Annotated in this window: 26 protein-coding genes; 11 read left to right on the top strand and 15 right to left on the bottom strand. The window is 68.6% G+C overall.

Annotated elements, in window-relative coordinates; all coding sequences use genetic code 11:
• Positions 1-16 precede the first annotated feature (16 nt).
• Positions 17-1,813, bottom strand: a complete 1,797-nt coding sequence (locus tag NM203_RS00520) for a serine/threonine-protein kinase (protein WP_255057633.1) — start codon at positions 1,811-1,813, stop codon at positions 17-19.
• Between the two features lie 102 nt (positions 1,814-1,915).
• Positions 1,916-3,058, bottom strand: coding sequence for a BTAD domain-containing putative transcriptional regulator (locus tag NM203_RS00525; RefSeq protein ID WP_255057634.1), 1,143 nt, complete (start codon positions 3,056-3,058; stop codon positions 1,916-1,918).
• A gap of 99 nt (positions 3,059-3,157) precedes the next feature.
• Here NM203_RS00525 and NM203_RS00530 point away from each other — a divergent pair, with 99 nt between their 5' ends.
• Entirely contained in the window at positions 3,158-4,213 is a 1,056-nt protein-coding gene (locus tag NM203_RS00530; protein ID WP_255057635.1) for an NAD(P)H-dependent amine dehydrogenase family protein, read from the top strand.
• Here the strand turns inward: NM203_RS00530 and NM203_RS00535 are convergent.
• The 3 genes from NM203_RS00535 to NM203_RS00545 are packed head-to-tail and all read right to left on the bottom strand — an operon-like array spanning position 4,210 to position 6,676.
• Positions 4,210-4,932: an SDR family NAD(P)-dependent oxidoreductase gene (locus tag NM203_RS00535; protein ID WP_255057636.1), complete on the bottom strand. Its 723-nt coding sequence runs from the start codon at positions 4,930-4,932 to the stop codon at positions 4,210-4,212. The genes NM203_RS00530 and NM203_RS00535 overlap by 4 nt on opposite strands.
• The gene (locus NM203_RS00540; RefSeq protein ID WP_255057637.1) at positions 4,929-5,972 is read right to left on the bottom strand and encodes a zinc-binding dehydrogenase; all 1,044 of its coding nucleotides are present in this window, start codon (positions 5,970-5,972) and stop codon (positions 4,929-4,931) included. Before NM203_RS00540 ends, NM203_RS00535 begins: the two co-directional genes overlap by 4 nt.
• Before the next feature lie 14 nt (positions 5,973-5,986).
• A complete protein-coding gene (locus NM203_RS00545; RefSeq protein ID WP_255057638.1) occupies positions 5,987-6,676 on the bottom strand; it encodes an HAD family acid phosphatase in 690 nt (229 codons plus the stop codon).
• A 43-nt stretch (positions 6,677-6,719) separates the two neighbouring features.
• On the opposite strand from NM203_RS00545, the gene NM203_RS00550 reads away from it, so the two are divergent.
• On the top strand, positions 6,720-7,571 hold the full coding sequence (locus NM203_RS00550) for a patatin-like phospholipase family protein (RefSeq protein ID WP_255057639.1): 852 nt from the start codon (positions 6,720-6,722) through the stop codon (positions 7,569-7,571).
• 5 nt (positions 7,572-7,576) lie between these two features.
• On the opposite strand, the gene NM203_RS00555 is transcribed toward NM203_RS00550, so the two are convergent.
• Entirely contained in the window at positions 7,577-8,524 is a 948-nt protein-coding gene (locus NM203_RS00555; protein WP_255057640.1) for a patatin-like phospholipase family protein, read from the bottom strand.
• A 48-nt stretch (positions 8,525-8,572) separates the two neighbouring features.
• Entirely contained in the window at positions 8,573-8,797 is a 225-nt protein-coding gene (locus tag NM203_RS00560) for a hypothetical protein (RefSeq protein ID WP_255057641.1), read from the bottom strand.
• A 212-nt stretch (positions 8,798-9,009) separates the two neighbouring features.
• Between NM203_RS00560 and NM203_RS00565 the strand changes: the two genes are divergently transcribed.
• Positions 9,010-9,756 carry an SDR family oxidoreductase gene (locus NM203_RS00565; RefSeq protein WP_255057642.1) on the top strand — a complete coding sequence of 249 codons (747 nt, stop codon included), beginning with the start codon at positions 9,010-9,012 and terminating at the stop codon, positions 9,754-9,756.
• Positions 9,757-9,774: 18 nt separating this feature from the next.
• Here NM203_RS00565 and NM203_RS00570 read toward each other — a convergent pair whose 3' ends face one another.
• Positions 9,775-10,260, bottom strand: coding sequence for a MarR family winged helix-turn-helix transcriptional regulator (locus NM203_RS00570; RefSeq protein ID WP_255057643.1), 486 nt, complete (start codon positions 10,258-10,260; stop codon positions 9,775-9,777).
• 32 nt (positions 10,261-10,292) lie between these two features.
• Positions 10,293-10,736 (bottom strand): lipoprotein LpqV, encoded by a 444-nt coding sequence (gene lpqV / locus NM203_RS00575; protein WP_255057644.1) that lies wholly within the window; start codon positions 10,734-10,736, stop codon positions 10,293-10,295.
• 115 nt (positions 10,737-10,851) lie between these two features.
• Between lpqV and NM203_RS00580 the strand changes: the two genes are divergently transcribed.
• Positions 10,852-11,412 carry a cupin domain-containing protein gene (locus NM203_RS00580; RefSeq protein ID WP_255057645.1) on the top strand — a complete coding sequence of 187 codons (561 nt, stop codon included), beginning with the start codon at positions 10,852-10,854 and terminating at the stop codon, positions 11,410-11,412.
• A 1-nt stretch (position 11,413) separates the two neighbouring features.
• Positions 11,414-11,794 (top strand): rhodanese-like domain-containing protein, encoded by a 381-nt coding sequence (locus NM203_RS00585; RefSeq protein ID WP_255057646.1) that lies wholly within the window; start codon positions 11,414-11,416, stop codon positions 11,792-11,794.
• Here the strand turns inward: NM203_RS00585 and NM203_RS00590 are convergent.
• The 3 genes from NM203_RS00590 to NM203_RS00600 are packed head-to-tail and all read right to left on the bottom strand — an operon-like array spanning position 11,791 to position 15,348.
• The gene (locus NM203_RS00590) at positions 11,791-13,467 is read right to left on the bottom strand and encodes an alpha/beta hydrolase (protein WP_255058262.1); all 1,677 of its coding nucleotides are present in this window, start codon (positions 13,465-13,467) and stop codon (positions 11,791-11,793) included. The two genes, NM203_RS00585 and NM203_RS00590, sit on opposite strands and share 4 nt — an antisense overlap.
• 54 nt (positions 13,468-13,521) lie before the next feature.
• Positions 13,522-14,295: an enoyl-CoA hydratase gene (locus tag NM203_RS00595; protein ID WP_255057647.1), complete on the bottom strand. Its 774-nt coding sequence runs from the start codon at positions 14,293-14,295 to the stop codon at positions 13,522-13,524.
• A gap of 9 nt (positions 14,296-14,304) precedes the next feature.
• On the bottom strand, positions 14,305-15,348 hold the full coding sequence (locus NM203_RS00600) for an enoyl-CoA hydratase/isomerase family protein (protein ID WP_255057648.1): 1,044 nt from the start codon (positions 15,346-15,348) through the stop codon (positions 14,305-14,307).
• Positions 15,349-15,510: 162 nt separating this feature from the next.
• Between NM203_RS00600 and NM203_RS00605 the strand changes: the two genes are divergently transcribed.
• The gene (locus NM203_RS00605) at positions 15,511-16,362 is read left to right on the top strand and encodes a Bax inhibitor-1/YccA family protein (RefSeq protein ID WP_255057649.1); all 852 of its coding nucleotides are present in this window, start codon (positions 15,511-15,513) and stop codon (positions 16,360-16,362) included.
• Between the two features lie 54 nt (positions 16,363-16,416).
• On the opposite strand, the gene purT is transcribed toward NM203_RS00605, so the two are convergent.
• The 3 genes from purT to NM203_RS00620 are packed head-to-tail and all read right to left on the bottom strand — an operon-like array spanning position 16,417 to position 19,852.
• A complete protein-coding gene (gene purT / locus NM203_RS00610; RefSeq protein WP_255057650.1) occupies positions 16,417-17,616 on the bottom strand; it encodes a formate-dependent phosphoribosylglycinamide formyltransferase in 1,200 nt (399 codons plus the stop codon).
• A 7-nt stretch (positions 17,617-17,623) separates the two neighbouring features.
• Entirely contained in the window at positions 17,624-18,841 is a 1,218-nt protein-coding gene (locus tag NM203_RS00615) for an acetyl-CoA C-acetyltransferase (protein ID WP_255057651.1), read from the bottom strand.
• A gap of 45 nt (positions 18,842-18,886) precedes the next feature.
• Positions 18,887-19,852 (bottom strand): SGNH/GDSL hydrolase family protein, encoded by a 966-nt coding sequence (locus tag NM203_RS00620; RefSeq protein WP_255057652.1) that lies wholly within the window; start codon positions 19,850-19,852, stop codon positions 18,887-18,889.
• 204 nt (positions 19,853-20,056) lie between these two features.
• Here NM203_RS00620 and NM203_RS00625 point away from each other — a divergent pair, with 204 nt between their 5' ends.
• The 5 genes from NM203_RS00625 to NM203_RS00645 all read left to right on the top strand — a co-directional run bounded on the left by NM203_RS00625 (position 20,057) and on the right by NM203_RS00645 (position 23,973).
• Positions 20,057-21,094, top strand: a complete 1,038-nt coding sequence (locus tag NM203_RS00625; protein WP_255057653.1) for an alpha/beta hydrolase fold domain-containing protein — start codon at positions 20,057-20,059, stop codon at positions 21,092-21,094.
• A gap of 47 nt (positions 21,095-21,141) precedes the next feature.
• Positions 21,142-22,536 (top strand): cystathionine beta-synthase, encoded by a 1,395-nt coding sequence (locus NM203_RS00630; protein ID WP_255057654.1) that lies wholly within the window; start codon positions 21,142-21,144, stop codon positions 22,534-22,536.
• Between the two features lie 195 nt (positions 22,537-22,731).
• Positions 22,732-23,070, top strand: coding sequence for a CD225/dispanin family protein (locus NM203_RS00635; RefSeq protein WP_255058263.1), 339 nt, complete (start codon positions 22,732-22,734; stop codon positions 23,068-23,070).
• A gap of 102 nt (positions 23,071-23,172) precedes the next feature.
• On the top strand, positions 23,173-23,508 hold the full coding sequence (locus NM203_RS00640) for a DUF2752 domain-containing protein (RefSeq protein WP_255058264.1): 336 nt from the start codon (positions 23,173-23,175) through the stop codon (positions 23,506-23,508).
• A gap of 75 nt (positions 23,509-23,583) precedes the next feature.
• Entirely contained in the window at positions 23,584-23,973 is a 390-nt protein-coding gene (locus NM203_RS00645; RefSeq protein WP_255057655.1) for a DUF4190 domain-containing protein, read from the top strand.
• The last annotated feature ends 42 nt before the right edge of the window (positions 23,974-24,015 follow it).

Below are 24,015 nucleotides of genomic sequence, written 5' to 3' on the forward strand. Positions count from 1 at the left end.
AACATACAACGCGGGGTCAGCTGTAGTTCAGCCACCAGTTGCGCAGGGAGTCCAGGTTCGTGCTCTGCACGTCGGCGATCACCAGCCGGTCGTACTCGGACCACTGGATGTCGGCACGGCCCTCGTAGAAGCCGCACGCCACTTGGCCCGCAGGCACGTCCGGAGCGCTCTTGTAGAACCAGTCGCCCGGCGAGTCCACGTCGGTGCCCGGGCAGCGCACGACCTCGTCGTAGGCCCGCAACAGGTCGTCGAAGGCCGCCTGCATCTGGTCGCGCGTGGCGTACAGCGAGTACCGCGCGTTGTCCGGTCCGTCCGGTTGCACCGACTTCTTGCAGTCGATCGTGATGATGGCGCTCGGCGCCGTCTCGGCGACTGCGCAGACACTGGTCGGGTAGCCGGCCGGGATGTAGGACATCAGCTTGTCCTCGAACGACAGCGGGGCGTCGGTCGGCGCGCTCTCGGAGGTGATCGGCGTCCGTTCCCGCGACGTCGTCGTCTTCGTGGCGGAACTGGTGGTGGGGCCGTCGGCTTGCTCGTCGCCGCCGCTCATGCCGAGCACGATGCCGATCGCGATCGCGACCACGACCACGACGCCGAGCACCGCCGCGATGGGGATCCACGGCACCTTCTTGTCCTTGCCGCCAGGAGGATTCGGCGGGCTGCCGGGTGGCGTCCACCCCGTACCGCCGGTGCCCGGCGGCGGTGGCGGCGCCGACGTGAACCCGTACTGGCCGGACGCCGCGGGGTACGACCCCGGGGTCTGCCCGGCGGCCGGGAACGATCCGGGCGTCGAACCGTACGGCGTCGGCGGGGGCGTGACGGACGCGCCGGGCGGCGGATAGCTCGGCGGCGGTGGCGGATACGAGCCGGACGGCGGCGGCGTCACCAGCGGTGCCATCATCGTGGCGTCCTGAGGCGGTGCCGACGGCGGGGCGGCGCTGCGCTGCACGATGGTCTCGGCCGCGTCCTTCTCGTTCTCGGTGAGCGCCTGCTGGGCGGCCATCGCGAGCTCGCCCGCCGTGGTGAACCTGTCCGCCGGATTCTTGGCCATGCCGCGCGCGATCACCTGATCGAACGCGCTGGGTACGACCCCGGGCCGGAAGGTGCTGGGGCGCGGCGCCGGCTGCATGAGGTGCGCCGTGATGACGACGCTGACACTGTCGCCGCTGAACGGCTTCGAGCCCGTCAGGCACTCGTGCAGGACGCAGGCCAACGCGTACACGTCGGCGCGGTAGGTCACCTCGCCACTGGAGAACCGCTCGGGCGCCATGTAGTCGTAGGTGCCGACCGCGCTACCCATCTCGGTGAGCTTCTCGTCGGTCTTGGCGTTCGCGATGCCGAAGTCGACCAGGTAGGCGAAGTCCTGCGGGGTGACGAGGATGTTCTCGGGCTTCACGTCGCGGTGGCTGATGCCGCTCTCGTGGGCGGCGTCGAGGGCCGACGCGATCTGTCGGACGATGGCCACCGCGCGCACCGGCGTCATCGGCCCGCCCTCGCGCAACAGCTTCCGCAGATCGGCACCGTTGATCATCCGCATGTCGACGAAGAGCACGCCGTCGATCTCGCCGTAGTCGTGGATGGGGACGACGTGCGGCTCCTGCAACCGGCCGGCGTTGTGGGCCTCGCGCTGGAGCCGCTTGCGGAACGTCTCGTCGTGCGACACGCCCTCGGGCAGCAGCTTCAGCGCGACGATGCGGTCCTTCTTGGTGTCCTGCGCCTCGTAGACCTCACCCATGCCGCCCTTACCGAGCAGCCGTATGAGGCGGTACGGCCCGAACTGCGTACCCTCCCGCGCTTTCGGCGGCTGACTCATGTGATGTCTCCTCGACCCACCCCGAAGTACGGCATCACCAGCGGCATGCCCCTGCGGTCACCCTAATGCGTCCGTGACAGTGCGACAGCGGAACCCGCGCCGTCACGGCTGCGGTGGCTGGCCGAGCTCGAAGGTGAACTCGTAGGCGCAGATGCGGATGACGTCTCCGTCGGTGAGCGTGAACGTTCCGCGGATGCGCTGGCCGTTGACCTCGATGCCGTTGGCCGACCGCATGTCGGTGATGACGAAGCTGGTTCCGGTGTCGATGAGCACCGCGTGGTGCCTGCTGACGTTGGCGTCGTCGAGCACCAGGTCGTTGTCGGGCAACCGACCGATCCGGGTGGCCACGGACACCAGCGGATACTTCCGGCCCGACCCGGTGCGCAACGCCGCCACCGCGGTCTGGGTGCCGACGGCCGTGCGCAGGTCGATGCTGCTGCTCTTGTGGACCGCGGTCGTCTGAGCGGCCTTCCTGGCGTTCAGCGGTTCCTGCCGAAGGATCTTCTCGTGCAGCGTGCGCAGGTTGGGGCCGGGATCGATGCCGAGGTCGTCGGCGAGCGTGTTCTTCAGCCGCTGGAAGGCGTCGAGTGCGTCGGACTGCCGATCCGACAGGTAGTACGCGGTGATGAGCTGCGCCCAGAGCGGTTCGCGATAGGGGTAGTCGACGATCAGCGACTCCAACTCGCCGATCACGCCGTGCCCACGGTTGCAGGCGATTTCGGCTTCGGCGCGGGCGGTGTGCGCGACGACCTTGTCCTCGACGAGGGCGGTCGACAGTGAGTCGACGAACTCGAAGTCGCGGAGATCCTCCAGGACGGGACCGCGCCACTCCGCGAGCGCCTTGTCCAGATGCCTGCTGGCCTGTTCGAACTGGCCGGCGGCGGCGGCTTGCACCCCGGCGGTCTTGCGGGCGATGAACCGACCGATGTCGCAGTCCGCGTCGGTGATCGACAACCGATAGCCCGGCGGTGCGCTGGCCAGTACGACCTTGGGGTCCAGCCCGGCACCGGCGACCAGTTTGCGCAGGTTCGAGATGTACGAGTGCAGGCTCGCCTTCGGCTCGGGAGGCGGGAACTGCTCCCAGGCCGCGGTGACGAGCGAATCGCTGCTCACCGGACGGTTGCGTCCCATCACGAGCATGGCGAGAACCGCCCGCTGCTTGGGCGTGCCCAGTGGCAGCGGGGCACCGTCGGCGCTCATCTGGAGCGGTCCGAGAACCCCGAACTCAAGTCGTTTCGACACCATCACCGGCAATTGTGCAGTCCCGAGGGCCGGGGTGGTGTAGATCTGGAGTAGAACACGTTCTAGTTTTGCGCGTTTCAGTGTGACGAGAGGACGGGATCGATGGCATATCGCGTGGTGCAGTGGGCGACCGGAGGGGTCGGCATCGCGGCCATCAAGGGGGTGCTCGAGCACCCTGACCTGGAACTCGTCGGTTGCTGGGTGCATTCCGAGGCCAAGAACGGCAAGGACGTGGGGGAGTTGATCGGCGGCGAACCGCTCGGGGTGTTCGCGACGAACAGCGTCGAGGAAATTCTCGCCCTCGAGGCCGATGCGGTCGTCTACTCACCGCTCATGCCCAACGCGGAAGAGGTCACCGCGCTGCTGCGGTCGGGAAAGAACGTCGTCACCCCCGTCGGCTGGTTCTATCCGGGCGAGAAGGAGAGCGGTCCGCTGCGCGAGGCCGCGGCGGCGGGCAACGCCACGTTGCACGGCACCGGCATCGCGCCGGGCGGCATCAGCGACAAGTTCCCGTTGATGATGTCGATCATGTCGACGGGTGTGACTTTCGTTCGCGCCGAGGAGTTCTCCGACCTGCGCACCTACGACGCACCCGACGTCGTGCGCTACGTGATGGGTTTCGGGGACACGCCGGAGAAGGCGCTCTCCGGCCCCATGCAGAAGCTGCTCGACGGCGGCTTCATCCAGTCGGTCAAGATGATCGTCGACAAGATGGGTTTCAACGCCGATCCCAGGATCCGTGCCACACAGGAGATCTCGGTGGCCACGGCGCCCATCGACTCGCCCATCGGCGCCATCCAGCCGGGCCAGGTGGCGGGCCGGAAGTTCCACTGGGAGGCGCTCGTCGGCGACGAGGTCGTCGTCCGGGTCACCGTGAACTGGTTCATGGGTCAGGAGAACCTCGACCCGCCGTGGTCGTTCGGCCCCGCGGGCGAGCGCTACGAGATGGAGGCCAGGGGCAATCCGGACTTCTCTGTCGTCATCAAGGGCTTCCAGCCGGAGACCGTGGAGGAGGGGCTCGAGCTCAACAACGGCATCGTCGCGACCGCTGCGCACTGCGTGAACTCGGTACCCGCGGTGTGCGAGGCGCCGCCGGGCATCGCCACCTACCTGGATCTACCGCTGATCAGCGGTAAGGCGGCACCGCACCTGCGCTAGCGGGGGAGCAGTCCTCCGTCGACGGTGATGACCTTGTCCGTCAGGTAGCCGGTGCGCAGCATCGTGATCGCCATGTCGGCCATCTCGTCGGGCCTGCCGATCCGGCCGACGGGGATGGGCACCGGCGGCGTACCGGTGTCCAGGTCGGCGGGGAACATCTTCGTCTCGCCCACCAGCGCCGGTGCCAGGCAGTTGACGGTCACGCCGTCGGCGGCCACGCGCGGCGCCAGGTGGTGCATGAGCCCGTGCAACCCCGCCTTGCTCGCCGCGTAGTGCGCCCCGACGACACCGCCGGTGAACGCCGCGACCGACGATACGAACAGAATGCGGCCCCACTTGCGGTCCACCATGCCGGGCAGCACCTGCTGGCTGAGCAGGAACGGGGCGGTCAGATTCACGGCGAGCGTCGCGTTCCACGACTCGAGATCGATTTTCCGCCACCCCTTTACGTCGGCGGTGCCGGCGTTGGCCACCAGGACGTCGACCGGTCCGAGTTCGGCTTCGGCCGCGGCGACCAGCGCCGCGGGTGCGGACGCGTCGGACAGGTCGGCGGCGACCGCGATCCCGCGCCCGCCCTGCGCACGCGCGTAGCTCGCGACGGCCTCGGCGTCGTGCCTGCTGTAGGACGCGCAGACGTCGTAGCCCTCGTCGGCGAGCCTGCGGCCCAGCGCCTGGCCGATGCCGCCCGACGCTCCGGTCAAGAGGGCAACGCGCCTCACGGCTGCACCAGGATCCGGATGGGATCGCCATCGGCCTTATCGAGCTTCTCGATACCCGCCGCGACGTCCTCGAGCGGGACGATGTCGCTGATCGATCGCGACAGGTCGAGCCTGCCCAGCGACACCAGCTGCGCCAGCGTGCCGATGTCCGCGTTCTGATACCCGAGGTGCCCCAGCACCTTTCGCTGGAACAGGTTGAAGATCGAGGTCGGTCCGATCGACGGGGCGTCGGCGCTCATGCCGACGCCGACGAGCCTGCCACCGACGGTCAGGCTGTTGAGCGCCTGCTCGAACGTCGAGGAGAGCCCGACCGCATCGAACGCCACGTCCAGATTGCGGCCTCCGGTCGCGTCGGCGATCTTGGCGGCCAGCTGCGGGTCGCGCGCATCGAGGGCGTAATCGGCGCCGACGGCGAGCGCGCGGTCGAGGATGGCGGGCTTGATGTCGACGGCGATGATCGGTGCCGCCCCGACGAGACGGGCGAGCTGCACCATGTGGGTGCCGAGACCGCCGACGCCCCACACTCCGACCGACTCGCCGATGCCGACGTCGGCGGTGTGCACGATGGCGCCGTACGGCGTTGAGACGGCGTCGGCGAGGATCGCGGCCTGCTCCATCGGCACGTTGTCGGGAATCCTGGTGAGCCCGAACGGCTGCGCCACGGTGTACTCCGCCCAGCCGCCGTCGTAGGCGAAGGCCATCAACCGGATGCGTAGACAGTTCGACATGTCCCCGCGCAGACAGTTGACGCACGCCAGGCACGGCTTGCCCGCTGCGAGCACGACGCGGTCGCCCTCGGCCCAGCCCGTCACGCCGGGGCCCAGCTTCGCGATGGTGCCCGACGCCTCGTGGCCCTGGGTGACGACGGGCAGCTGCGCGGGGAAGGTGCCGTTGATGAGGCTCAGGTCCGAGTGGCAGATCCCGCAGAACGCCACCTTGACGAGGACTTCGCCAGGACCCGGCTCCGGAATCAGAACATCCTCCACCGCAATGGTTTTGGTGTCGGCGTAGAAGCGCTGCGCGCGCATGGTGTCGGCCATGGTCACTCCGTTGCTCAGGGGATCCGGTAGAAGGGGTTGGGCAGCAGGAACGTCCGCTCGGCGAAGCCGCCCGCCAGATCGGACGGTTGATCGCCGATGTTGGCGATGATGTCGTGCCCGGACGCGGCGATGCTCGCCCGCTGTGGAGCCTTGAAGTCGGCGGCCGAAGGATAATGAACGTCAACGGGTTCCATGATGAGCGCCGTGTAACCCGTGTAGCCGACCGCCGCCAGGTTGCGCTCGGTGGCCGCCCGCTGCGATTCGTCGCGACCGGTGATGAAGAAGATCGCGACGCCGCGGTCGCGCGCTGTGGTGAAGACGTCGAACGTCGGTGCGATCACCGTCGAGGTCGCCCGCAGATCCCACTCCCGCCACCCGCACGGACCCTGTGGAAGCGTGCTGCACGAGCCGTCGATGATCCGCCCGAAGTCGTTGGCCTGGATCGTTTCCCAGTTCGACAGCGCCGTCTCGTCGATATCGAATACGACGGCGGGGCGATCGACGGCGGGGGCCCGCTCGCCGATCCACGCGACCGCGGGCGCGGTCGCGAGCTGAAGATCGGTGAGGTACGCCCCGCTGTCGTGGTACTCCGTCGCCGTGGTCTTCGCGTCCCCGACGTTGGGCGGCTGCGAGTGGGCCACGGCGCCGCCCTGGAGCAGTGCGATCACCGTCAACGCCGACGCGATCGTGATCCGTCCGACCATGGCCTCACCCTAGCCGCCGGCCCGTTTGGCACACTCGGATTCCGTGACGAGTGGACTGGTACTGGCGGGCGGCGGCCTAGCGGGGATCGCCTGGGAGACGGGCATCGTGTGCGGCATCGCCGACGAGCTGCCGGAAGCCGCGGCCGCACTGCTGGCGTCGGACGTGCTGCTCGGAACGTCGGCGGGATCGACGGTGGCCGCACAACTCGGCAGCGGCACGGGGCTCGACGAGTTGTTCGCCCGCCAGACCGCCGAGACGTCGGCCGAAATCGATTCCGGCGTCGACGTCGACGACATCGCCGAACTGTTCATCGCGGCGATGGGGACACCCGACACGTCGACGCAGGAGAAGCTGCGACGCATCGGCGCCGTGGCGCTGTCCACTTCCACGGTCGACGAGCCCGTTCGGCGCGCCGTCATCGAGGCCCGGCTGCCGAGCCACACCTGGCCCGACCGCGTTCTGCGGGTGACGGCGATCGACATCGCGAGCGGTGAGCTGGTGGTGTTCGACCGCGAGTCGGATGTGGCGCTCGTCGACGCCGTCGCCGCGAGCTGCGCGGTACCGGGGGCGTGGCCGCCCGTCACGATCGGCGGGCGGCGGTACATGGACGGCGGCGTCGGCAGCACGGTCAACACGGTCGCCGCCGCCGACTGCGCCTCGATCGTCGCGCTGGTGCCGCAGGGCGAGTTCTCCCCGTCGCCGTTCGGTGGCGGCGTCGCCGCCGAGCTCGCGTCGTTCTCCGGTGCCGTCCTGGCCCTCTACGCCGACGACGCCGCGTTGGCCGCGTTCGGCCGCAACCCGCTGGATCCGGCGTGTCGTGTTCCGTCGGCCCACGCCGGCCGCGCGCAGGGCAGGCGGGAGGCGCAGCGCGTCGCCCGGTTCTTCGGGATCTGACTGCGTCAGGGGTCTGAGACGAAGGTGTCGAGCGCGATCGCTGCGAGCTCCTGACCGATCTCGATGACCTCGGCGGCGCGGTAAAACTCGAGGCTGCGGCACGCCGTGCGGGGCACCTCGATCAGCAGGTCCGGCGGGTACGCCGCCAGCGTGTGACGCATGAGCGCCGACTGCGCGATGTCGATGGTGCGGTTGAGCACCTCGAAACCGCCGAGCTTCGGAATCGGGATCGGACCGGCGGATTCGATCTCCTCGTCGGCCTGGCTGCTGAACCGGCTCAGCATCGACCGCGCGGTGGGGCTGTCGAGCAGTGACCGGGCCGCCGCGGTGTCGAGCAGAGCGGTCGTGTTGCGCCACATCCGGCCCCACAGCTCACCGGTGGTCCGAGCCTCCTGCTCGGCGGACCGCGGGTCGTCGCCGTTGAGGCTGACCGCGATCGTCATGTCGGCGTTGACCGCTGCGATCGGCGCCATCGGGAGGGGGTCGAGGATGCCGCCGTCGGCGAGCAGCCTGCCGTCGAGCTCGTGCGGACTGATCACACCGGGGATCGCGATGGATGCGCGGATGGCCTCGTCAACCGGTCCGCGCTGCAGCCAGACCGACTTTCCCGAGACGAGATCGGTGCTCACCGAGGTGTAGGGAATCGGCAGTTCCTCGATCGTGACGTCGCCGAGGATCTCGCGCACGGCGTCGAGGATCTTCTCGGCCCGGAGCACACCTGCGGCGGTCAACGACGGATCCAGCAGTCGCAGCACGGCCCGCTGGGTCAGGGAACTGGCCCAGTCGCTGTACTGGTCGAGCTTGCCCGCCGCTTCCAGGCCACCGACCAACGAGCCCATGGACGACCCCGCGATGCCGACGATCTGGTGGCCGCGGTCGCGGAGTTCGTTGATGACCCCGATGTGGGCGTATCCCCTGGCGCCGCCGCTACCGAGCGCCAATGCCACACGCATGGCGACATTGTGCCGCGTGGACGGCGGCGGGCGAGCCTCGGCGGTGGCTTAGCAGCCCACCCGGCTGAAGAACGCGACCGCGACGAGGCCGATCACGAACGCGACGGTGGGCTGTCCGGTGGACAGGGCGAAGACGACTCCGCTGATCGCGGCGACCGCGATGAGGAGGAGAAGCACGCCCATCAGGACCTTGTGTCCGCTGATGGATCCGTGCGCGGCCGACGGGAGATCGGTGCGAACCTGCTCCACGCGACCGTCCTGAGATCCGAGCATGTGCCGTCCTTCTCGCAAAGTGATGAGGGACACAGTGTAACCACGTTTGTGATCCACACCACTACACGTAGATGGTCTAAATGTTATCCGGCCTAGTTGATTTCGCGGCTCGTGCCCGTTGATCTGGGACGACGCGGCCCGCGGGGCGCCGGAATAAAGGTGACATGTCACGCAGTTATGCCTCCTGAACGACCACGAGACGGGAGACGGACATGACACAGCTCGCAGGCAAGACGGCATTGGTGACGGGTGGCACGTCGGGGATCGGACTGGCGACCGCGCGACGGCTGGCAGAGGAGGGCGCACAGGTCTTCCTGACCGGACGCAGCCAGCCCCGCGTCGACGAGGCGGTGGCGACGATCGGCGGGTCGGTGCGCGGCGTGGCCAGCGACATCACGCGCATCAAGGATCTCGAGCACCTCGCCGACGTGATCCGCGACCACGGCTCCGGCCTCGACGTCGTCTTCGCGAACGCGGGAGGCGGCGAGTTCGCGACGCTCGAGGAGGAGACGCCCGAGCACCTCGCGGACACGTTGAACCGCAACGTCGGTGGGACCACCTTCACCGTGCAGAAGATGCTGCCGCTGCTGAATCCCGGCGCGTCCGTCGTGCTGGCCGGATCGACGGCCGCCTCGGTCGGGACACCCGCGTTCGGCGCCTACGCCGCGTCCAAGGCGGCCATCCGGTCGCTCGGCCGCACGTGGGCGGCGGAACTCGCGGACCGCGGTATCCGGGTCAACACCGTCGTGCCGGGTCCGGTCGAGACACCGGGGCTGACGGAACTGGCGCCCTCGGGCCAGGAGCAGGCGCTGCTCGACGAGATGGCCGGCTCGACGGCGATGGGCCGGGTCGGCAGGCCGGAGGAGATCGCGAACGCCGTGCTGTTCCTCGCCTCCGATGCGAGCAGCTTCATGACGGGCTCGGAGCTGTTCGTGGACGGTGGTGCCAACCAGGTCTAACCGGAGTGCCAACCAGGTCTAGTCGGGTGGCGGCAGGCTGCCCTGGCCGAGGAGCGTCTGATAGGCGGCGCCCAGCACGTCGGCGAGGGCGGTCACCTGCCGGGCCTCAAGATCGGCGAAGAAGGCTCGCCGCACCCAGGCGGCGTGCTTGGGCGCGGCGACCTTCAGCGCCGTCCAGCCGGTTGCGGTCAGGACGGCATCGGTGCCGCGCCCGTCGGACGCGGATGCGGCCCGCTCCACCAGGTCGCGCTGAGCCATCCGCATCAGGTGGTGTGACAGCCGGCTGCGTTCCCAGCCGATGGTGCTGGCGAGTGCCGACAGCTGCAGGCGGCGACCCGGTGCCTGCGAGAGCGCGTTCATGACGGTGTAGTCGCCCAGCGACAGCCCGGAGTCTGCCTGCAGCTGGCGGTTCATCTCGTACTCGAGGCGGTGGTACACCCGCATGTAGTTCAACCAGGCCCGCTGTTGCGGCTCGGTCAGCGGATAGTCGGCGGCGTCAGCCACGTTTCGCTACCTCTGATTTAAACGCTCGGGGGTCAGCCGCAGAGTTCGTTGGCGGCGGCCTCGGCGGCGACGATCACCGCAGCCTGGCGGGCGGGGGCCAGCTGCGACCACGGGGTGCCGAACGTGCCGGGACCCGCTGCGTCCGACGACTGGATGCTCTCGAGGTAGGGCTCGAACTGGCTCTTCAGATCGCCGCCCTTCTCGACCATCCAGGCCTTCGCCGCCTGGCATGCCTGGGAGTACTCCTCCTCGGTCGACTCGGCGGGGGCGCCGACCGCGGTCGTCACGCCGCCCGGTGCCCGCTCGACGGCGCCGGGCGCCGCGGTGTGCGCCTCGAGAGACGAGGTGGCCGTCGTGGAGGTCGCGCTGGCGCCGCTCGATTCGGCGGGCGTGCCGGATTCCGACGAGCAGCCCGCGAGGGCGGCCGCGCCCGTCACGGCCGCGGCGAGCACGACGACGAAGGGGTAGCTGCGCATGCCGCCAATCTATGCAACACTCGGCCACGTGATCGAGCGGACCTTTTGTCGGGAGTGTTGTAGGGCCTGACGCCCTTCCTCCGACCGTCCGTCTCACCTGGAGTTTCACCACCTCATGGCCATGCCGCTTGCTGTTGCCGCCCCTTCCCTCGTCGCACCCACCCGGTTGCGGCTACCCGACCTGCTGCACGCCACCGATCGCGCCGCGGACGACGTTCTCTCGGGACGTTACGACCACCTGGTGCCCGCGGGCGGTCCGCCGACCGAGGACCGCTGGTTCGTCCGCCTGCACGGCGACGACGAACTCGACGTCTGGCTCATCAGCTGGGTGCCCGACAAGTCGACCGAACTGCACGATCACGCCGGCTCGCTGGGCGCCCTGACGGTGGTGTCCGGTGCGCTCGCCGAGACCCGCTGGGATGGCGACGCGCTGCGGCACCGCAGGCTGGTGGCCGGCGATCAGGCCGCGTTCCCGCTCGGCTGGGTGCACGATGTGACGTGGGCGCGCGAGAAGATCGTCACCGTCGCGGGCCGGGAGCCGGTGGGTGTGGTCCCGACTCTGTCGGTGCACGCGTACTCGCCGCCGCTCACCGCGATGTCGTACTACGAGGTCACCGAACGGAACACGCTGCGCCGCAGCCGTACCGAGCTGACCGACAAGCCGGAGGGGGACTGATATGAGCCGCGTCGACGAACTGCTCGCCGCGGCCCGCGGCCGCTTCGAACGGATGCAGGCGGCCGAGGTGCCCGCAGCGCTGGATCGCGGCGCCGTGCTCGTCGACATCCGGCCCGCCGGTCTGCGTGCCGCCGAGGGCGACGTCGCGCGCGCTCTCGTCATCGAGCGCAACTACCTCGAGTGGCGCTGCGACCCGACCAGCGACGCCCGCATTCCGGAGGCGACCGGCGACGACGTCCAATGGATCATTCTGTGCTCGGAGGGCTACACGTCCAGCCTGGCCGCCGCCGCGCTGGTCGACCTCGGACTGCACCGCGCCACCGACGTGGCGGGCGGATACCAGGCGCTCAAGTCGGCGGGCGTGCTCGCTGCGCTGAACTAGCTGGAGTAGCCCCGCAGCATCAGCGGGCGCAGCGCTTCAGTCTTCTCCGGCGTCCATCCCGGTGGTTGGAGGATCGCCGCCCACGCGTTGGCGACGTCGCGGATGTAGACGTGGCCGTGCCCGTCCGGCACGTCGACGGCGACGGCCATGTCGGCCGACACCTGGAGGAACGTGACGATGGGAATCCACTCCATGGTCGGCGACACGTCGTAGCCGCGCGGCTCCTTCAGCCAATCCGGTTCGGAGAACAGCAGATCCGGGTTCCACCATGCGATCGGGTCCGATGCGTGCTGCAGGTACACCACACGCGGTTGGCCCCACGGATCGTCAGGTCGGCCCAGGTTCTGCGGTTCGGCGGCGAACCGGACGTTCTCGCCCTCGTCGTAGATCGGCAGCCACATCGGCGAGCCGGGGTCGCGGTTCTCGGTCAGATGGGTCCAGATGGTGTTCTGGAACGTCGGGCCCGAGAACAGGGCGCCGTCGGTGCGGGCGATCAGGTTGTTGAGCGACAGGAACGGCGTCTCTCCGCCGAACGAGCCGAGGCTCTCCCCGAACACCACCAGCTTGGGCCGCTCGTTCTCCGGCATCGCCCGGATCAGCGCGTCGACCGCCTCGAACAGGGCCTGCCCGGCCTGCCGCGCGTTCTCCTTGTCGACGAGGAACGACAGCCAACTCGGCAGATACGAGTACTGCATCGAGACGATCGCGGTGTCGCCGTTGTACATGTACTCGATCGCCGCGGCCTCGGCGGCGTTGATCCAGCCGGTGCCGGTCGTGGTCGCGACGGCGACCACCTCGCGGTCGAGGCCGCCGGTGCGGACGAGTTCGGCGGCGGCGAGCGCGGCGGTGGCCTTGATGTCGTCGCCCGAGTTCAGGCCGGCGTAGGCGCGGATGGGCTCAACTGGATTGCCGCCGTTGAAGTCTCGGAGTTCGTCGATCGTCGGGCCCTCCGCGACGAACGTGCGGCCCTGGTGGCCGATGGACTCCCAGCTGACCAGCGACTCGGGGCCGCCGGAGCGCAAGGTGCTGGTGGGAGCGGGATTGTCGGGATCGAGTTCGTCGTTCACCGAGGCGAAGGACTTGTTCATCACGTCCATCGCGACGCGCACCACGACACCGTTGAGCAGGGCGATCGACAGCGCCAGCAGCAGCGCGACGACGACCACCCCCGACACCCTGCGCGGCGCGACGCGGTTGAGCTGACCGGTCAGGAATCGCACCAGTTTGCCTACCAGCTGGCCGATTTCGACGAACACGAAGAGGAAGAGCAGAGCCAGCAGCGCGGTCTGGGGATGCTCCCAGAACGTCAGCCGCGGCACGCCCATGAAGTCGCGGACGTCGTCCTGCCAGTGGTGGAAGTACACGATGGCCAGGATCTGGCCGATGATGCCGACCACGACGAGGGCGATCCACGCCCAGCGGGGCGCGCTCGGACTGGTCTCCTTCGACCGCAGGTAGCGCACCAACCACACGCCGAACACGCCGATGGCGTACCCGATACCACCCGCCGACCCGCTGACGATGCCCTGGAACAGCGGGCCGCGGGGGAGCAGCGACGGCGTCAGCGACAGCCAGATGAAGACCAGACCGACCGCGGTGCCGAAGAAGGTGTAATGGCGTAACCACCAGGCCGGCTTGGCAGGCGCCTCGGGCTCCGATTCCACAGGAGGCACAGGGTCTTCGGACTCTTCTGGCGCCTTGATGTCGGTGTCGGTCACCGACAGATATTAACGGTGGCTGAAGTTCGGTGTGCGCTTCTCGACGAAGGCGGCCATGCCCTCGGTCTGGTCGTCGGTCGCGAACGCCGAGTGGAACAGCCTGCGCTCGTAGAGCAGCCCCTCGGCGAGAGTCGACTCGTACGCCCGGTTGACGGCCTCCTTGGCCATCCGCGCCGCCGACAGCGACATGCCCGCGATGGTGGCGGCCACCGCCATCGCCTCGTCGAGCAGGGTGTCGGCGGGCACGACGCGCGACACCAGGCCCGCGCGCTCCGCCTCCTCGGCGTCCATGTTGCGGCCGGTGAGGATGAGGTCCATCGCCTTGGCCTTGCCGACGGCGCGGGTGAGCCGCTGCGAGCCACCCATGCCGGGCAGGACGCCCAGCTTGATCTCCGGCTGGCCGAACTTCGCGGTGTCGGCGGCGATCAGCACGTCGCACATCATCGCGAGCTCGCAGCCGCCGCCCAGCGCGTATCCCGCGACGGCGGCGATGGTGGGGGTGCGGGTCGCCGCGAACTTCCCCCACTGCGCGAAGAAGTCGGCGGCGAAGACGTCGCCGAACGACAGGTCCGCCATCTCCTTGATGTCGGCACCGGCGGCGAAGGCCTTGGCGCTGCCGGTGAGAACGATCGCGCCGATACCCGGATCGGCGTCGAAGTCCGCTGCGGCAGTGGTGACTTCGGCCATCACCTGACTGTTCAGGGCGTTGAGGGCCTTCGGTCGGTTCAGCGTGATGACGCCGACGCGGCCCTCGGTGGTCACCAGGATGGTCTCGTAGCTCATGTCTTCTCCTCAGTCGGGTAGGACGAGATCGGGATCGGCGGGCGCGAAGTAGGCGTCCACCGCGGCGGCGTCGACCGACTCCAACGAGGCCGGCTGCCACTGCGGGTTCTTGTCCTTGTCGACGAGCAGCGCCCGGATGCCCTCGACCAGATCGTGGGAGCGCAGCGCCGCGATCGACGTCCGAAACTCCTCGCGCAGCACGTCTTCCAACGTATCGAGTTCGGCGGCGCGGCGGACCGCTTGGAGCGTGACGGACAGGGCGATCGGCGAGCGGGTCGCGATCAGGTCGGCGGCGTCGACGGGCGGGCCGGCGTCGTGCGTGCGCAGCGCCGCGACGATGTCCGCGACGGTGTCGCCCGAGTAGCACTCGTCGATCCAGTCGCGCTGTGCCAGCAGGGAACTCGGCGGCGGCTCGACGGCGTGCGCGGCCAGTGCCGACTCGGCGCCGTCGGCGAGCACCCCGGCGGTGAACGCGGCGACCGCGTCGTGCGGGACGAAGTGGTCGGCGAAACCCATCGCGATGGCGTCGGCGCCGCTGAACGGGGCGCCCGTTAGCGCGGCGTGGACACCGAGCAGGCCGGGGGTGCGGGCCAGCAGGTAGGTGCCGCCGACGTCGGGGATGAAGCCGATGCCGACCTCGGGCATCCCCAACCTCGTGGTGTCGGTGACGACGCGGACGCTGCCGTGCGCGCTGACGCCGACGCCGCCCCCCATGACGATGCCGTCCATCACGGCGACGTAGGGCTTCGGATAGTTGGCGATGTGGGCGTTCAGCACGTACTCGTCGTGCCAGAAGGCGCGGGTCTTGGCGCCGCCGACCTTCGCGTCGTGGTAGATCGCGACGACATCGCCACCCGCGCACAGGCCGCGCTCGCCTGCGCCGGTGAGCAGCACGGTGTGCACCGAGTCGTCGTGCTCCCACTCGTCGAGGGCGTTCGCGAGGCGCGCCACCATCGCGTCGGTGAGGGAGTTGATGGCCTTCGGCCGGTTGAGCACGACGTGTCCGACGCCGTTCTCGACATTTACTAGGATGTCCTCGTTTTCCGACGCCATGGTTAAGCAATGTAGATCGTCGCCCTGCGGCCGCGCGTGCCGGGTAACCTTTCCCAAGAAACTCACAGTTTCAGGCGAGGGCGCGGGAACCAAGCCCCGTCACCGCACGTTGACAGTGCGTCCGCAATCAGCGGGCCACATGCATTAGGAGAGGATCCGACGGTGCGCGAGAGCAGCAACCCGGTATTCCGGTCCCTGCCCAGAGGGCAGCAGGGCGGATACGCGCAGTTCGGTACCGGAGCCGCCGGCTACGGTACCCAGGCGGTACACGCAGACCCGTACGCGGCGCAGCAGTACCCCGATCAGCAGGCGGGCGTCAGCCGACCGCTGACCATCGACGACGTGGTGATGAAGACCGGCATCACGCTCGCCGTGGTGACCCTGGTCGGCATCGTCTCGTACTTCCTGGTGTCGTCCAACTACGGCCTGATGATGCCGTTCGTGCTCGTGGGCGGACTCGGCGGCCTCGCGCTCGTGCTGGTCGCGACGTTCGGTCGCAAGCAGGACAATCCGGCCATCGTGCTGAGCTACGCCGCGTTTGAAGGCCTCTTCGTCGGTGCGGCCTCGTTCCTGTTCGCCAACCTGGTGTCCACCGGTGGGCCGGGCATGATCGCGCAGGCGCTCTTCGGGACCATCGGCGTCTTCTTCGGCATGCTCGTCGTCTACAAGACCGGCGCCATCCGCGTCACGCCGAAGTTCACCCGCATGCTCGTCGCGGCGATGTTCGGCGTCCTGGCCATCGCACTGCTGAACTTCGTGCTCGCGATCTTCGGCGTCGGTGGCGGCGAAGGCTTCGGACTGCGCAGCGGTGGACCGCTGGCGATCATCTTCTCGCTCGTCTGCATCGCCTTGGCGGCCTTCATGTTCCTGATCGACTTCGACTCGGCCGACCAGTTGATCCGCGCTGGCGCCCCGGCGAAGGCGGCGTGGGGCATCGCCCTCGGCCTGACGGTCACGCTCGTGTGGCTGTACGTCGAGATCCTGCGACTGCTCAGCTACTTCAACAGCGACTAGTTCGACAACGACGAGGGCGCCCACCGGTGGTGGGCGCCCTTGTCGTTTCTCGGGTCAGACCGCGCGCGGCGTCACTCTGCTCGCCGCCTCGGTGGCGTTGCGGCGCGCTGTGTCGACATCGTCGGCGTGGGCGAGGGCCACCCCCATCCGGCGGCTGACGAAGCTCTCCGGCTTGCCGAACAACCGAATGTCGCTGTGCGGCACCCGCAGTGCCGCGTCCACCCCGTCGAAGACGACGCCCTCGGCGTCGACCCCGCCGTAGATCACCGCACTCGCCCCCGGCGACTTCAGCGTCGTGTCGACGGGGAGGCCGAGGATGGCCCGCGCGTGCAGTTCGAACTCGTTCTGCCACTGCGTCGCCATCGTGACCATGCCGGTGTCGTGCGGGCGCGGACTGACCTCGCTGAACCACACCTGGTCGCCCTTGACGAACAGTTCGACACCGAAGATGCCCTGCCCACCGAGGTCCCCGGTCACGGCACGCGCGATCTGCTGTGCGCGGTCCAGGGCGACGGCGGGCATCGGATGGGGTTGCCAGCTCTCGACGTAGTCCCCGCTGACCTGCCTGTGTCCGATCGGTTCGCAGAAGTGGGTGGCGATCTCATCGCCGGCGCCGCGGGCCCGGACCGTCAGAAGCGTGATCTCGTAGTCGAAATCGACGAATCCCTCGACGATGATGCGGGCACCTGCGACCCGGCTGCCGGACATCGCGTAGTCCCAGGCGGCGACGACGCCGTCGGGACCGTCGATCTTGCTCTGGCCCTTGCCCGAACTGCTCATCACCGGCTTGACGACACACGGGTAGCCGACCTCGCCCGCGGCGGTCCGTAACTCGTCGAGCGAATCGCAGAACCGATACGGACTGGTGGGCAGTCCCAGGGTTTCGGCGGCGAGCCGGCGGATGCCCTCGCGATCCATGGTCAGGCGCGCCGCCCGCGCGGTCGGGATGACTCGGACCACGCCCTCGCTCTCCAGTGCCTCGAGGACCGGTGTGGCGATCGCCTCGATCTCGGGCACGACGAGATCGGGCTTCTCGGCCTCGACGAGCGCCCGGAGCTGTTCGGGGTCCGTCATCGAGACGGTGTGTGCGCGATGGGCGACCTGATGGCCCGGCGCGTTGTCGTAACGGTCGACGGCGATCGTCTCGACGCCGAGGCGCTGCAGGGCGATCAGTACCTCGCGGCCCAGCTCACCCGAGCCCAGCAGCATCACCCTGGTGGCATGCGGTGACAGCGGTGTGCCGAGCGTGGTCACCGGGGCCTCAGGAGAGACGCTCCACGACCATCGCCATGCCCTGGCCGCCGCCGACGCACATCGACTCGATGCCGAACGTCTTGTCGTGCGTCGCAAGGTTGTTCAGCAGCGTCGCGGTGATGCGGGCGCCGGTCATGCCGAAGGGGTGTCCGAGGGCGATCGCGCCGCCGGAGACGTTCAGCCTGTCCTCGTCGATGCCGAGCTCGCGCGCAGAGCCGAGCACCTGGACGGCGAACGCCTCGTTGATCTCGACCAGGTCGATGTCACCGATCTGCTTGCCCGCCTTGGCAAGTGCCTTCTTGATGGCCTCGATCGGGCCGAGGCCCATGATCTCCGGCGACAGGCCGGACACGCCCGTGGACACGATGCGGGCCAGGGGTGTGAGACCGAGTTCCTTCGCCTTGGTGTCGCTCATGATGACGACGGCAGCGGCACCGTCGTTCAGCGGACACGCGTTGCCCGCCGTGATCGTGCCGTTCGGCCGGAACACCGGGTTCAGCTGGCTGATCTTCTCGTAGGTGGTGCCGGCACGCGGGCCGTCGTCAGTGGTGACGGTGGTGCCGTCGGGCAGCGTCACCGGCGAGATCTCACGCTCGAAGAAGCCGCTCTTGATGGCGTCCTCGGCGCGGTTCTGCGAGCGCACACCCCAGTGGTCCTGATCCTCGCGGCTGATGCCGGTGAACTGGGCGACGTTCTCCGCGGTCTGACCCATCGCGATGTAGACGTCCGGGATGTTGCCGTCCTCGCGCGGGTCGTGCCACTGTTCGCCACCCTCGGCCTGCTTGGCGGTGCGCGCCTGCGCCTCGTCGAACACCGAGTTCTTCGAGTTGGGCGCACCGTCGGCCGCACCGACGCCGAAGCGGGACACCGTCTCCACGCCCGCCGAGATGAACACGTCACCCTCGCCGGCCTTGATCGCGTGGAACGCCATCCGGGTGGTCTGCAGCGACGACGAGCAGTAGCGGTTGACCGTCGTGCCCGGCAGGAAGTCGTAGCCGAGTTCGACGGCCACGGCGCGGGCGATGTTGTACCCCGCCTCGCCTGCGGGCTGAGCGCAGCCCATCATCAGGTCGTCGATGTCCTTCGGGTCCAGCGACGGCACCTTGTCGAGCGCGGCGCGCACCATCTGGGCGGCCAGGTCGTCGGGACGCATGGTGGCCAGCGATCCCTTGACGGCGCGGCCGATCGGGGAGCGGGCGGTGGCGACGATGACGGCTTCGGGCATGGCGGTCTCCTGGCTGTCGACTGATATCAAAACGCTGAAGAGAAGCTAGCTGGCGGTCACGACGATGGGTGCGGGCACCCCGGTGGAGCGCTTCCACAGCCGGCTGATGTTCCCGACGCGGCCGAGCAGCGCGCCCGCGTCGAGTGTGCGGGACGGCATCGACTGAGGTGCGACCGCGTCGGTGGGCACACCCAGCTGTCGGCACAGCGCGGGCAGCAGCTGGTTGGCCGCCAACGCGTATCCGGCCGCCGACGGGTGGAACATGTCCGGGGAGAACAACAGCTCCGGAGCCCGGTAGAACTCCGGCGCCAGCAGGTCGGAGAACGGCACCGGCACGCCCCCCGCCGCCCGGATCGCCGCGGCCTGGGCGCGCGCCAGCCGCAGGCCCTGACTGCGGGCCACCCAGCGCAGGGGCTGCGGAATCGCGGTGATGACACCGAAATCGGGGCACGTGCCGACCACCACCTCGGCGCCCGCCCTCTTCAGACGCTCGACCGCGGCACCGACGCGACGGGCCGACGGGCCGATGCCGTTGGGCTTGGTGATGTCGTTGGCGCCGATCATGATCACCGCGGCGTGCGGAGGTGTGCCCGCCACGAACATGGCGTCGATCTGGCCGGATAGACCCTTCGACGTGGCCCCGACGATGGCCTTGGTGCTCAGCCGAACGCGCTGGCCCGACATCCTGGCCAGGCCGCGGGCCAGCAGCACACCGGGCACCTCGTCGGCGACGACGCAGCCGTACCCGGTGGCCGTCGAATCTCCGAAGATCATCAGGTGCAGGTCGAACGGGACCCCGCGATGCCACTTCTCGAACTCACCGCCCGCGGGGGAGTAGACGCCGTCGGCGCGGGGCGGAACGTCCCAGGACTTGGGGATGATCTGGCGGGCCTGGTCGGCCTGGCCGTTCAGCAGATTCCGGGCCCCGAGTGCTGCGGAGCCCGTCAACGAGACAGTGGCCGCGGCGGCGGCCACGGCGATGGCGGTCCGGTGCGGTGCACGATTGCCCACGGCGACCAGTTTAGGGAAAGTTCCGCGACTGTCCGCGTGGCGACCGGCCCGTGGCGGTCACAGTGCGGTATCAAGTTCGGTACGAAATCGGGTTCCTTGATTGTTGGACATTTCGTAGCGTGTCAAGCTAAGTTACCCAGGTTGGCTGAGTGACCGGCTGACAGGGCACTACAGAGCTTTCCAGCGGCGTAGGAAGTGGTGGCGATGACGGCACCCAGCAAGGTATCCAGGCCCCCGGCCATCGGTATCGGCCGAGGTAGGACGCATAAGTCGCGTCGATTCCCGGTCAGCGACGGGGCACCGGTCGAGGTCGTTGAGGACGGCGCGAGCATCGCAGGCCGAGTGTTTGCCCTGGCGGCCGCGCTTACCATAAAGCCGACTCTTAACATCGGTAGTCGTGCCCCCAAGCTGCCGTGGCCGTGGGGCGTCGTCGACCTCGCGTGCCGGGTTCTGCGGCCGGCGCCGGGCACCGTCCGAGCCACGATCTCGCTGCCCAACTGCACGGCGCAACTGGTGCGCGCCGCCGGCGTACTGCCCGCGGACGGCAAGCGCAGCGTCATCCTCTATCTGCACGGCGGGGCGTTCCTGACGTGCGGAGTCAATTCACACGGCAGGCTCGTCACCGCGCTCTCGAAGTTCGCGGACAGCCCCGCCCTGGTGGTCAACTACCGGATGATCCCCAAGCACTCGATCGGCCAGGCGATCGACGACTGCTACGACGCCTACCAGTGGCTGCGCCTGACCGGTTACGAGCCCGAGCAGATCGTGCTCGCGGGCGATTCCGCGGGCGGTTATCTGTCGCTCGCGCTGGCTGAGCGCATCCACGCCGACGGCGAACTGCCCGCCGCAGTGGTCACCATGTCGCCGCTCTTCGAGATCGACAACGACGGCCGCGCCCAGCACCCGAACATGCGCTCGGATGCGATGTTCCCGCCCAAGGCGTTCGACGCGCTGGTGGAACTGGTCGAGCACGCCGCCGCACGGCGCGGCGAAGAGGTCTACGAACCGCTCGACCACATCGAACCCGGCCTTCCGCGAACGTTGATCCACGTCTCCGGCTCGGAGGTTCTGCTCAACGATGCGCGAAAGGCCTCGCACATGCTGGCCGCGGCGGGCATCCCCGTCGAGATCCGCATCTGGCCCGGCCAGATGCACGTGTTCCAGCTGGCCTCCCCGGCGGTCAAGGAGGCGGAGCGGTCGCTGCGCCAGATCGGCGAGTACATCCGCGAAGCCACCTGGTAGCGATGCCCTGGATGGATCGGATTCTCGTCGCCTGACACGATGTGACCATGCGCATCGCAGGGCACGTCAGTGAGCTCATCGGCAACACACCTCTGGTACGGCTCAACTCCGTTGTGCCCGAGGGTTCGGGCGTCGTCGCCGCCAAGATCGAGTACCTCAATCCGGGCGGCAGCAGCAAGGACCGCATCGCCATCAAGATGATCGACGCCGCGGAGGCCAGCGGCGAACTGAAGCCGGGCGGCACGATCATCGAACCGACGTCGGGCAACACCGGCGTGGGCCTCGCGCTGGTCGCGCAGCAGCGCGGATACAAGTGCATCTTCGTCTGCCCCGACAAGGTCAGCGAGGACAAGCGGAACGTGTTGCGGGCCTACGGCGCTGAGGTCGTCGTGTGCCCGACGGCGGTAGCGCCCGACGATCCGGACAGCTACTACAGCGTGTCCAACCGGCTCGTCGAGGAGATCGACGGGGGGTGGAAGCCCGACCAGTACTCGAACCCGATGGGACCCGAGTCGCACTACGAAACCACCGGCCCGGAGATCTGGGCCGACACCGACGGCAGGGTCACGCATTTCGTGGCGGGCGTCGGCACGGGCGGAACCATCACCGGCACCGGCCGCTACCTCAAGGAGGTGTCGGACGGACGGGTTCAGGTCATCGGCGTCGACCCCGAAGGGTCGGTGTACTCGGGTGGGACCGGACGGCCCTACCTCGTCGAGGGTGTCGGGGAGGACTTCTGGCCGTCGGCGTACGACCCCGAGATCGCCGACGAGATCATCGCCGTGTCCGACGCCGACTCGTTCGAGATGACGCGCAGGCTGGCACGCGAGGAGGCGCTGCTGGTCGGCGGTTCCTGCGGGATGGCGGCCGTCGGCGCGATCAAGGTCGCCGAGCGCGCCGGCCCCGACGCGGTCGTCGTCGTGCTGCTGCCCGACGGTGGACGGGGTTACCTCTCAAAGGTTTTCAACGACGCGTGGATGTCCTCCTACGGCTTCCTGCGCACCAGGCTCGACGGCTCGGCCGTCGAGGCGACGGTCGGCCACGTGCTGCGCGGTAAGTCCGGGGCCCTGCCCGACCTCGTCCACACCCACCCGTCGGAGACGGTGCGCGATGCGGTGGGCATCCTTCGCGAGTACGGCGTATCGCAGATGCCGGTGGTGGGTGCCGAGCCGCCCGTGATGGCGGGCGAGGTCGCGGGAAGCGTGTCCGAACGCGAGTTGCTGTCAGCCGTTTTCGAGGGCAGAGCAAAGCTCGCTGACGCGGTCTCGCAGCATATGAGCCCGCCGCTGCCGCTCATCGGAGCGGGCGAACTCGTCAGCACCGCGGCCAAGGCGCTGCGCGAAAGCGACGCCGTCATGGTCGTCGAGGAAGGCAAACCCGTCGGCGTTCTCACCCGCCACGATCTACTGGGCTTCCTCTCGGACGGGAATTCACGCCGGTAGCGCCGGTGTAAGTCGACTTACGCAACGGGTACGTTCGTCCCGAAAGTCGTTAGCATGGGCAAGAATTGCCCGCGGACCGGCGGTGTCCGTGGTAGATGAAGTTCGGGTTATGGACGTCAGATGCTGCCAGTTCTGAGATAGGGTTACACCGCTTGATTCCAGCTAATGTGATCTTGGAAGGCGTCCATGACCGACATGCCACCTCCCCCGCCGGGGAACTACCCCCCGCCGCCGCCTCCCGGTGCCTTCCCGCCCCCCGGTGGACCCTTCCCCGGTGGCGCGCAGCCCGACAACAATCTGGTGTGGGCCATTCTCTGTACCTTGTTGTGCTGCCTTCCGCTCGGCATCGTGTCGATCATCAAATCGACCCAGGTGAGCGGATTGTGGGGATCGGGTCGCTACGCCGAGGCGCAGAAGGCGGCGGATGACGCGAAGAAGTTCGCGCTCTGGGGTGCGATCGCGGGCGCGGTGGTGATCGTGCTGTACGTCATCTTCGTGTTCATCCTCGGCGTCGGTTCGATGTCGTCGTACTGACGCGACCCAGTGCAGGACACGCGACAGCCATGGGTGCTCACTCAACTAGGTCCTCCACTCGGCGTGGCCCTCGCGGCCGGGCTGGTGTGCGGGGCCGTGTGGATGGGGGATCCGACCACGCCCGGTGGCCCACTTCCGGTGTGCCCCACCAAAGTTCTGCTCGGCATCGACTGCCCCGGCTGTGGCAGCCTGCGCATGCTGTACTCGCTGCTCCACGGTGATATCGGTGACGCGGCGAGGTACAACGCGCTCGGCATGGTCGCCGTCGCGCTTCTGGTGTGGGCCTTCGCAGCGTGGACCTACGGGCGAATCGTGGGCCGCAGGATCACCAGCTGGCAGCATTACCGATGGTCCGCCGCCATCGCCCTCGCTCTGGTGGGGACGTGGTTCGTCATCCGGAACATCCCGCTGCCGCCATTCACCGCGCTCTACGTCTAGCCAGGGCCCACGCATCATGGAAGACGTTGTGAGGCAAGAGATGTCAACCCAGCCGACCGACCCAAGGAAATCGCCGTGACCTATCCGCCACCCTACGGCTGGAACCCCGATGATCAGCCGCTCGGCTACCCGCCGGCTGGCGGCTATCCGCCGCCTGCCCCCTACCCGACGCCGGGTATGTACCCGCCGCCGCAGAACCGGACGAACGGAATGGCGCTCGCGTCGCTGATCTGCTCGGTCGCGGGTCTGGTGACGTGCGCTTTGAGTTCGGTTGTCGGTGTCATTCTCGGCGTCATCGCGCTCGGGCAGATCAAGAAGACCGGTGAGGAGGGACGCGGGATGGCCCTGGCGGGCGTCATAGTCGGCGGCGTTGTGACGGCGTTGATGATCGTCGGCGTGATCCTCTACTTCGTGTTCATCGTCTGGGCCATCAACGAAACCTCCTACGACTACTCAAACTACTGAACCATCGAGACCCACCGCGCCGACCACCGAACGGGAGTTCGT

The organism is Mycolicibacterium arenosum, assembly GCF_024320865.1.
Lineage (GTDB): Bacteria > Actinomycetota > Actinomycetes > Mycobacteriales > Mycobacteriaceae > Mycobacterium > Mycobacterium arenosum.